This is a genomic window from Mycobacterium sp. 1245499.0 (assembly GCF_001673615.1).
Taxonomy (GTDB): domain Bacteria; phylum Actinomycetota; class Actinomycetes; order Mycobacteriales; family Mycobacteriaceae; genus Mycobacterium; species Mycobacterium europaeum_A.
The window spans coordinates 20726-29343 of the sequence record NZ_LZMG01000259.1 but is presented as its reverse complement, the minus strand read 5'-3'; the positions used below and the strand labels follow the sequence as shown (position 1 = coordinate 29343).

Sequence of the window (8618 nt, the reverse complement as noted above, 5' to 3'; positions counted from 1 at the left end):
GTGACTGGCGGGGCATGCTGCAGGGCCCCTGGGCGGGATCGATGCAGAACATGCACCCGCAACTGGGCGCGGCGGTCATCGACCACTCCACCTTCTTTCGCGAGCGCTGGCCGCGCCTGCTGCGCTCGCTCTATCCCATCGGGGGTGTCGTCTTCGACGGGGACCGCGCGCCCGTCACCGGCGCCGAGGTCCGCGACTATCACACCGACATCAAGGGGGTCGACGAACAGGGCCGGCGCTACCACGCGTTGAACCCCGACGTCTTCTATTGGGCGCACGCCACCTTCTTCATGGGCACCATTCACGTCGCCGAGCGATTCTGCGGCGGAATCACCGAGGAGCAAAAGCGCCAGCTGTTCGACGAACACGTCGAGTGGTACCGCATGTACGGCATGAGCATGCGGCCGGTGCCGAAGTCGTGGGAAGAGTTCCAGGTCTATTGGGACCACATGTGCCGCAACGTGCTGGAGAGCAACTGGGCGGCGCGGGCCGTGCTCGACCTGACCGAGTTACCGAAACCCCCCTTCGCGCAATGGATTCCGGACGCGCTATGGGCGGCCCAGCGCAAACTGCTGGCGCCGTTTTTCGTCTGGGTGACGGTCGGCCTGTACGACCCGCCGGTGCGCGAGCTGATGGGCTACCGGTGGTCGGCCCGCGACGAATGGTTGCACCGGCGCTTCGGTGACCTCGTTCGCGGGGTGTTTGCCCTGGTGCCGAGCAGGTACCGCAAGCACCCGCGGGCGCGCGCCGGTCTGGACCGCGCCAGCGGGCGGATCCCCGTCGATACGCCGCTGGTGCAGACGCCGGCGCGCAATCTGCCGCCCGAAGACGAGCGCGGCAACCCCAAGCACTACTGCCCGATGGTCTCCTGAGCCGCTTGGGCGATGGACGCGCTACGCGTGGGCGTGACCGTGGACCTCTTCCAGGCCCGCCTGGTGCACGTGCGCGTGGGTGTGTTCGGTCCCGTCGGCGTGAGCGTGTGAGTGTTCGTGCTCGACGTGCTCGTGCTCGTGGGTGGTGTGCGCGTGGGCGTGGGTGACGTCGCCGTGCTGGTGTTCGTGCGCGTGCGGCGCCTCGTGAGTGTGCTGTTCGCTCATCGCTGTTCCCTCCTTGGGTGAAATGCCTTGTGGCTGCTGCCCGCTCAGCGTGCGGTGCTGTGCCGCCGCTTTGGGGACTCGGCGACGGCCGTCAGCCCGCCGTCGCCGCGGTGGTGACCGGGAACCCCGGGGCCGGCGTGCTCGGCGTTGAACACCGCATCGATGACGAGTTGACGGACGTGGTCGTTTTCCAGGCTGTAGAAAATCGTCGTGCCCTCCCGGCGGGTGCGGACCAGCCGGGCCATCCGCAGCTTCGCGAGGTGCTGGGAAACCGACGGCGCCGGCTTGCCCACGTGCTCGGCGAGTTCGTTGACCGACATCTCGTGGTCGGTCAACGACCAGAGCACCTGCACGCGCGTGGCGTCGGCGAGCATCCGGAAAACCTCGACGACCAGGCTGGCCTGGTCGTCCGGCAGCCGGCCTTTGCCACTATCTGCATGCATACGCAAATATTAGCGAAGCCCGGTCGGGCTGCCAAGGACACGGTTCAGCAGGACGGGATGACCGTCGCCCGCCGTCCGCCGTTGCGCTCGTTCCAGAACCGGTAGACCTCGACGGCGTCGTCGTTGGGCTCGTAGCGCATCGGCAGGCGGCGCCGGTCCCATGGCTTCGCGAATTCGTCGTAGAACGTGGACAATTCGAAATACTTGCGGTCGTCCAGGTAGTACTGCTCGTAGGTCTCACGGGTGGTCAGGAAAACCACTTCTTTGGGGGAGCAGTAGTACAGCGAGCCCAGGCACATCGGGCACGGGTGGGCGAGCACGTAGATGGTGGCATCGACGAGGTGCTCGGTGCCCATCTTCATGCAGGCCTCGCGGATGGCGAGGATTTCCGCATGCGCGGTGGGGTCGTTGGTCTGGGCCACCTTGTTGGCGCTCTCGGCGAGCACGTCGCCGTCCTGGACGATCACCGTCGCGAAGGGGCGGCCCCCGTCTGCCACGTTTCGGCGAGCCAGGTCGATCGTCCGCTGTGCGAAATCGGTCACGGGCCCTCCTGAAACGGGAGCAGATAGCTCGCAGAGTAGTCCCGCACGGCGGAATCCGAGCCTGTGATACTAACTAGATTGTCTATCTTTTTCCGGACCCGGTTTCAAAGGGGGCACCATGGCGCGCGCCGAACGTGATCGATGGGATCTGGCGACCAGTGTCGGGGCGACGGCGACCATGGTGGCCGCGCAGCGGGCCCTGTCCTCGGACGCGAAGTTGATCGACGACCCCTACGCCGCGCCGCTGGTGCGGGCGGTCGGTATCGACGTCTATGTCCGGTTGGTGAACGGCGAAATCGCGCCCGGCGGCAACACGGAGTTCGATCCGCAGCGAATGGCGCGGGGGATGGCCTGCCGGACCCGGTTCTACGACCAATTCTTTCTGGACGCCACCCGCAGCGGCATCGGCCAGGTGGTGATCCTCGCGTCGGGGCTAGATTCCCGGGCCTACCGGCTGCCCTGGCCGACGGGCACCGTCGTCTACGAGGTCGACATGCCGGAGGTGATCGAGTTCAAGACCCTGACGCTGAGTGACCTGGGGGCCGAGCCGACGGCCGAGCGTCGCACCGTGGGCATCGATCTGCGCGACGACTGGGCCTCGGCCCTGCAGGCGGCCGGATTCGATCCGCAGGCGCCCTCGGCATGGAGCGCCGAGGGTCTGGTGGTTTACCTGCCCGACGACGCCCAGGACGCGTTGTTCGACAACGTCACCGACCTGAGTGCCTCCGGCAGCCGCCTCGCCTTCGAATTCGTGCCTGACACTGCGGTTTTCGCGGACCCGCGGTGGCGCGCGCACCACGACCGGATGAGCGAACTCGGGTTCGAAATCGACTTCAACGATCTCGTCTACCACGGCCAGCGCAGCCACATCGTCGACCACCTGGGCCGGCGCGGCTGGCAGACCACGTCACAGACCATCGCGGAGTTGCATGCGGCCAACGGGTTTGTCTACGCCGACGACGACGTCGCCGCGGCCTTCGCCGACGTCACCTACAGCAGCGCGGTGCTCGGGCGATGATTACGGTGCGCGCAGCTGGGCCGTGCGCGTTGTGGTGCCCCCACCAGGGCTCGAACCTGGGACCTGCGGATTAAAAGTCCGTAGCTCTACCAACTGAGCTATAGGGGCCGCGAAGATTCAGGATACTTGGACCGAAAACGAGGCTCGTTTGAGGATTGGGCACACCGTGACCTAAGCTGACGTGGCTCCCAACGAAACCACGTTGCGAGTACCCCGGAGTGATTCGGTTCTGGCCCCCATCGTCTAGTGGCCTAGGACGCCGCCCTTTCACGGCGGTAGCACGGGTTCGAATCCCGTTGGGGGTACGCGACGCGGTGACGCGGAGCAGCAGCAAGGCCCTGTGGCGCAGTTGGTTAGCGCGCCGCCCTGTCACGGCGGAGGTCGCGGGTTCGAGTCCCGTCAGGGTCGCCAAGCGCGGCGAGGCACTCGCTGCCTTCCGGCCAGGTAGCTCAGTCGGTACGAGCGTCCGCCTGAAAAGCGGAAGGTCGGCGGTTCGATCCCGCCCCTGGCCACCACGGATATGCGACTTCTCGATGTTGCGCGGCGTCAAACCACGTAGGGCGCAATCAGAGTGGTCGCGCCCAACACCACCAGCCCGATCAGGAACGCCACGATCGTGAACCCCATTACCTGACGGACATTCAGTTTCGCGATCGCGAGCAGCGGCAGCAACCAGAACGGCTGGATCATGTTCGCCACCCCCTCGCCGACGGCGACCGCCATGGACATCAGCCCGAGGTAGGCAGGCGAAGTCTGACCGACCGCCCGCGCCGAATCCACCGCGATCGGGCCCTGCACGGCCCAGTGCCCGCCGCCGGACGGCACGAACAGGCTGATGATCAGCGAGCCGATGAAGGTCAGGAACGGCAGCGTGTACTCCGTCGCGCCGCTCACCAGCCCGTGGGCCAGCAGCGTCTGCAGGGGCACGGCCTTGCCGCCGGCGTGCGCGGGCGCATACCCGAGCAGAGCAACCAGACCCCCGTAGAGCGGGTACTGCAGCAACAGCGGACCGGACACCTTGGCGGCGCCGGTGAAGGCCCGGATGAACCGGATCGGCGTGCGGTGCAGCAACGCACTGGTGATCGTGAACAACATGATCATCGACGAGATGTTCAGCGCAAAACCGCTGAGGCAGAAGTAGGCAACGCCCGCGGCGAACACGAGGACGTTGAGAATCCACTGGTTTTCCAGCCATTCGGCGAACGATCGCTTGCCCTCGGCCTTGGCCTCGGACCGGGCCTCCGAGCCGCCCTCCTCCTCGAACACCGCGGGATCGGGCGCCAGGCGCTGCGTTGGCTGCATGCGCCAGATCGCAAGCGCGAGCAGCGCCAGCACGACGAGCACCGACAGCCAGCTGTAGGGCTCGAAGATCGTCAGCTTGAGCGGCACCGTGGCCCCAGTCATCTTGTGAATGACGTTGATTGGGCTGCCGTCGTCCGTGTTCGCCAGCGCGATCGACGACGACAGTCCCTGCGTCCAGACGATGAAGCCCATGAACGCCGCCGCGATGAGGTAGCCGAAATGTGTGTCGGTGCAGCGCTTCGCGACCTGGCGGGCGATCAGCGCGCCCGCGACCAGCCCGAGCCCCCAGTTCAGCAGCGACAGTGCGGCGCTCACGCCGAAACAGAGCAGGGCGCCCTGCACCTGGTTGCGCGGCTTGCTCGCGATGTGGACGATCGCCCGTTTCAGCACCGGCGCTTCGGCGAGCGTGTAGCCGGTCACCAGGATCAGGACCATCTGGAAGGCGAAGGTGAAGATGTTCTGCGATCCCCACACGCCGCCGTACCACGCCCTGAGCATGCCGCCCGCCGAGGCGCCCTTGACCAAGAGCGCCACCAGCGCGGTGACGATGACGGTGAGGATGACCGCGAACAGGTAGGGGTCGGGCATCAGCCGTTCGACGTATCGGACACAGAGCGCGGTGAAAGCCTGGATGACGCCGCGTCGTCCGGGTTCGGGTTCTTCTCCTGACGCCGTTGGCCGTTCGGCCTCGGGTGTCTCGGTCGCGGCCTTGGGTTCTTCGCTCGTCGTCATCGACCTGCCCTCGCGTTCTCTGGCCAGCTCGCGTTCGACCGCGCGCATTGGCTGATCGTAATGGCGGAACCGATGAGGTCTGAACCTGACGGCAGATGTCGTGGCTATGAACTGTCCGTGGCCACCACGTTGCGATCCGGGGCGACGGCGTGCCCGGGCCGACGGCCGCCGGCGCCTGCGGCTACTTGAGCATGCTTCCGGCGTCGACGGTGACGGGAAGCCCTGTGATGTACCGCGATTCGTCGGATGCCAGGAACAGCACGGCGTTGCTGATGTCCACCGGCTCGACCCAGCCGACCGGCAGTACGTGCATGAACTGCGCGGCGACCTTGAGGTCGTCCGGGCCGGGGTTCTCCAGATCGGGCCGAAACAGCTTCATCGTCCCCTCGTTCATGAACATCGGCGTGTTCACGTTGGTAGGGTGAACGGAGTTCACCCGGATGAAGTGCTGGCCGAGTTCCACGGCGAAGGCTCGCATCAAGCCGACGACGCCGTGTTTTGCGGCGATGTAGTGGCCGGTGTGCGGGTAGGCCTTCAGGCCGCCGACCGAGCTGGTCAGAATGATCGACCCGCCCTTGCCCTGCGAAATCAGATGCGGCACACCAGTTTTGACGGTCTTCCAGACGCCGGAGAGGTTGACGTCGATCATGTCTCGCCAGTCGTCTTCACTGGTCTTGTCCAAAGTCTGTCCGCCGTTGCCGATTCCGGCGTTCGCGCAGATGATGTCCAGGCGGCCGAGCTGTTCGACTCCGCTGTCCACCACGGCCTTCAGGGCGTCGTAGTCGCGCACGTCGACCTCGGCGGTCACGATGCGCCGGTCGAGGCCCTTGATCAGGTCGGCGGTCTCGGCCAGGTCGTCGGGCGTCGAGGGTGGGATCTCGCTGCTGCTGCTGATCGGTGCGCAGATGTCGACGGCGATGATGTCGGCGCCCTCCTGCGCCAGCCGCACCGCGTGGCTGCGGCCCTGGCCCCGAGCGGCGCCGGTGATCAACGCGACCTTGCCCTCAACTCTTCCGCCCATGACTGCACCTCACTGATCCGGGAGCCCGGGACGACGTGGCCCGGCGCGTACCTGTCCGTCGACTTTCGATTTAGTCGATCGATCAGGAAGGGTGGCACCATTTGGCCGCAGTGTCAACACTCGCGGGTGCGACCGTGGGATCGGGTGTCACGCCACGGACGCGGTCGGTGCCGCTGTGGCGGAAGCGTCGGGCAGTCCTAGCGAGTCGGCGCCGCGGGCGCTTTGAGCAAGCGCATCCGGCGTTCGACGAAGGCGCGTAACTCGTCGTGGCCCTGGGTGACGCCGACGGCGTTCTCATTGCACAGGCTGCGGGCCACCTGCGCGATCAGCATCGAAATCGCCACCGGGGGATATTCCTCGAGGTCGATCTGGTTGGCGCGCAGCACCATCGTCACAGCGGCCGTCTCGATGTCGCGGACCCGCTCGGCATAGGCCTTGAGTTCGGCGCCAATTGCCTTGCGGTGGTTGGCCAATGCCATGAACTCGGCGTTCAGCGTGGTGACCGCGGAGTCGCTGTTCATCACCCACAGCGCTTGCAGTGGGTCGTCCTCGGTCAGCAGGGCCCGCATGCGCGTCAGTGCGGTCTCGGCACCGGCGCGCAGCACCTCGACGAACAGATCGTCCATCGTCGGGAAGTAGTAGTAGACCAGCGCCTGCTTGACGCCGGCCTCCGCCGCCACCCGCCGCGACGTCGCCGCGGCATAGCCCTCCTCGCGCATGATTCGGGCCGTGGCCTCGATCAGCTTGCCGCGCGCCCCCGCGTCGGCGCCCCTCCTGTTTTGGCGACTCGCCGCCGGGTTGGGCGCGGCCGATTTGCTTGACCGGCCTGGTCGATCCGTGGTAGGCATACCGCATCCTAACAACTTGGTCGATCGATCAGTTTCGGATGATCGCAAGCACGAGTCAATCGGGAGGCAGCGGCCGATGACGACCGCACACCTGCGTGTCCGGGTGGATTCCCGGCTCTGTGAGGCGCACGCCCTGTGTGTGGAGATCGCCCCCGAGGTTTTCGACCTCGGCGACGATGTCGCAACCTGCGAGGAGGAACCCGGTGAAGCGTTGCGCCACAGCGTCGAAGCCGCCGTGGCCGCCTGCCCGCGCCAGGCCATCAGCGTGGTCGCAGAGGACGCGTGACGCGCGGCTTTCTAGCCCGGAAAAGGAATTGAAATCATGACTGAACTCGCCGACGTCGATTACTTCACCGACGCCGACATCGCGCAAGATCCGTATGCCTACTGGGACTACCTGCGTGGCCAGGGGCCGGTGTTCCGCGAGCCCCACTACGGGGTCGTGGCCGTCACGGGGTACCAGGAGGTCCAGGCCGCCTTCAAAGACGTCGCCTCGTTCTCCGCCGTCAACGCGATCGGCGGCCCGTTCCCGCCGCTGCCGTTCACCCCGGAAGGCGACGACATCAGCGAGCAGATCGAAGCCCATCGCCACGAATTCCCCATCTTCGAGCACATGGTCGTCATGGACCCGCCCGAGCACGAGAAGGCGCGCTCCCTGCTCGGCCGGTTGCTCACCCCGCGCCGGCTGCAGGAAAACAAGGACTACATCTGGCAGTTGGCCGACCGGCAGTTCGACGAGTTCATCGCCAACGGCCAGTGCGAGTTCCTCGGCGAGTACGCCAAGCCGTTCGCGACGCTGGCGATCGCCGATCTGCTGGGTGTTCCCGACGAGGACCGTGCCGAGATTCGCCTCAATCTCGGGGCAGGTAACGCGCCGGGCGCCAGGGTGGGCGCGCTCGATCACGAACCCGTGGGCAGTAACCCGCTGCAGTACCTCGACGACCTGTTCAGTGCCTACATCGCCGACCGGCGAGAACGACCCCGCGAAGACGTGCTGACCGGCCTGGCGACTGCCACGTATCCCGACGGCTCGACCCCGCCGCTACTGGAGGTGGTGCGACCGGCCACCTTCCTGTTCGCGGCCGGCCAGGAGACCGTGACCAAGCTGCTGAGCGCGGCGGTACAGGTGCTCGGTGATCAGCCCGAGCTCCAGGCACGGCTGCGTGCGGATCGGAGCCTGATCGGCTCGTTCATCGAAGAGGCGTTGCGCATGCAGAGCCCGACCAAGGTCGACTTCCGGCTGGCCCGCAAGACCACCACCCTGGGTGGGGTGCACATCCCGGCCGGCACGGTCCTCATGCTGTGCCTGGGAGCGGCCAACCGTGATCCGCGAAAATTCGAGAATCCCAACGAGTTTCAGGTTGACCGGAAGAATGTCCGCGAGCACATCGCCTTCGGTCGCGGTATCCACACCTGCGCTGGCGCACCGCTTGCGCGGGTGGAAGGTCAGATCACCATCAACCGGCTCCTGGACCGCACCAGCGACTTCAGGATCAGCGAGGCCAAGCACGGGCTGCCCGCCAACCGGCAGTACCTCTACGAGTCGACGTTCTTGCTGCGCGGGCTCAAGGAACTGCACATCGAGTTCACCCGGGCCGACTGACGCTGGGTGTCG

Annotated in this window: 10 protein-coding genes and 4 tRNA genes; 7 read left to right on the top strand and 7 right to left on the bottom strand. The window is 66.4% G+C overall.

All coding sequences use genetic code 11. The annotated features are described in order from the left end of the window. Window positions 1-872 (top strand): oxygenase MpaB family protein (locus tag A5646_RS14725; protein ID WP_067022288.1); only part of this gene is annotated, 872 nt, incomplete at its 5' end. Window positions 873-893: 21 nt separating this feature from the next. On the opposite strand, the gene A5646_RS14720 is transcribed toward A5646_RS14725, so the two are convergent. The 3 genes from A5646_RS14720 to A5646_RS14710 are packed head-to-tail and all read right to left on the bottom strand — an operon-like array spanning window position 894 to window position 2082. Further along, complete coding sequence (locus tag A5646_RS14720) at window positions 894-1097, bottom strand: zinc transporter Slc39a7 (RefSeq protein WP_067022281.1); 204 nt, start codon at window positions 1095-1097, stop codon at window positions 894-896. Window positions 1098-1141: 44 nt separating this feature from the next. Further along, window positions 1142-1540 (bottom strand): metalloregulator ArsR/SmtB family transcription factor, encoded by a 399-nt coding sequence (locus tag A5646_RS14715; RefSeq protein WP_067022279.1) that lies wholly within the window; start codon window positions 1538-1540, stop codon window positions 1142-1144. Window positions 1541-1584: 44 nt separating this feature from the next. Then, window positions 1585-2082 (bottom strand): nucleoside deaminase, encoded by a 498-nt coding sequence (locus A5646_RS14710; protein WP_067022277.1) that lies wholly within the window; start codon window positions 2080-2082, stop codon window positions 1585-1587. A gap of 118 nt (window positions 2083-2200) precedes the next feature. Between A5646_RS14710 and A5646_RS14705 the strand changes: the two genes are divergently transcribed. Then, window positions 2201-3100, top strand: coding sequence for a class I SAM-dependent methyltransferase (locus A5646_RS14705; protein WP_067022274.1), 900 nt, complete (start codon window positions 2201-2203; stop codon window positions 3098-3100). 32 nt (window positions 3101-3132) lie between these two features. Here A5646_RS14705 and A5646_RS14700 read toward each other — a convergent pair. Beyond that, window positions 3133-3208, bottom strand: a tRNA-Lys gene (locus A5646_RS14700). Between the two features lie 124 nt (window positions 3209-3332). On the opposite strand from A5646_RS14700, the gene A5646_RS14695 reads away from it, so the two are divergent. From A5646_RS14695 to A5646_RS14685, 3 genes are all read left to right on the top strand, one after another. Beyond that, window positions 3333-3405, top strand: a tRNA-Glu gene (locus tag A5646_RS14695). A gap of 29 nt (window positions 3406-3434) precedes the next feature. Next, window positions 3435-3511 (top strand) — tRNA-Asp (locus A5646_RS14690). A gap of 27 nt (window positions 3512-3538) precedes the next feature. Beyond that, window positions 3539-3615: transfer RNA gene (locus tag A5646_RS14685), tRNA-Phe, on the top strand. 31 nt (window positions 3616-3646) lie between these two features. Here the strand turns inward: A5646_RS14685 and A5646_RS14680 are convergent. The 3 genes from A5646_RS14680 to A5646_RS14670 all read right to left on the bottom strand — a co-directional run bounded on the left by A5646_RS14680 (window position 3647) and on the right by A5646_RS14670 (window position 6898). Continuing rightward, entirely contained in the window at window positions 3647-4990 is a 1344-nt protein-coding gene (locus tag A5646_RS14680) for a TIGR00366 family protein (protein WP_369806944.1), read from the bottom strand. 325 nt (window positions 4991-5315) lie between these two features. Continuing rightward, window positions 5316-6155, bottom strand: a complete 840-nt coding sequence (locus A5646_RS14675) for a mycofactocin-coupled SDR family oxidoreductase (RefSeq protein WP_067022272.1) — start codon at window positions 6153-6155, stop codon at window positions 5316-5318. Window positions 6156-6352: 197 nt separating this feature from the next. Continuing rightward, a complete protein-coding gene (locus A5646_RS14670; protein WP_066865858.1) occupies window positions 6353-6898 on the bottom strand; it encodes a TetR/AcrR family transcriptional regulator in 546 nt (181 codons plus the stop codon). 196 nt (window positions 6899-7094) lie between these two features. Here A5646_RS14670 and A5646_RS14665 point away from each other — a divergent pair, with 196 nt between their 5' ends. Then, window positions 7095-7289: a ferredoxin gene (locus tag A5646_RS14665; protein WP_066865861.1), complete on the top strand. Its 195-nt coding sequence runs from the start codon at window positions 7095-7097 to the stop codon at window positions 7287-7289. Window positions 7290-7325: 36 nt separating this feature from the next. Further along, window positions 7326-8606: a cytochrome P450 gene (locus A5646_RS14660; RefSeq protein WP_067022270.1), complete on the top strand. Its 1281-nt coding sequence runs from the start codon at window positions 7326-7328 to the stop codon at window positions 8604-8606. The last annotated feature ends 12 nt before the right edge of the window (window positions 8607-8618 follow it).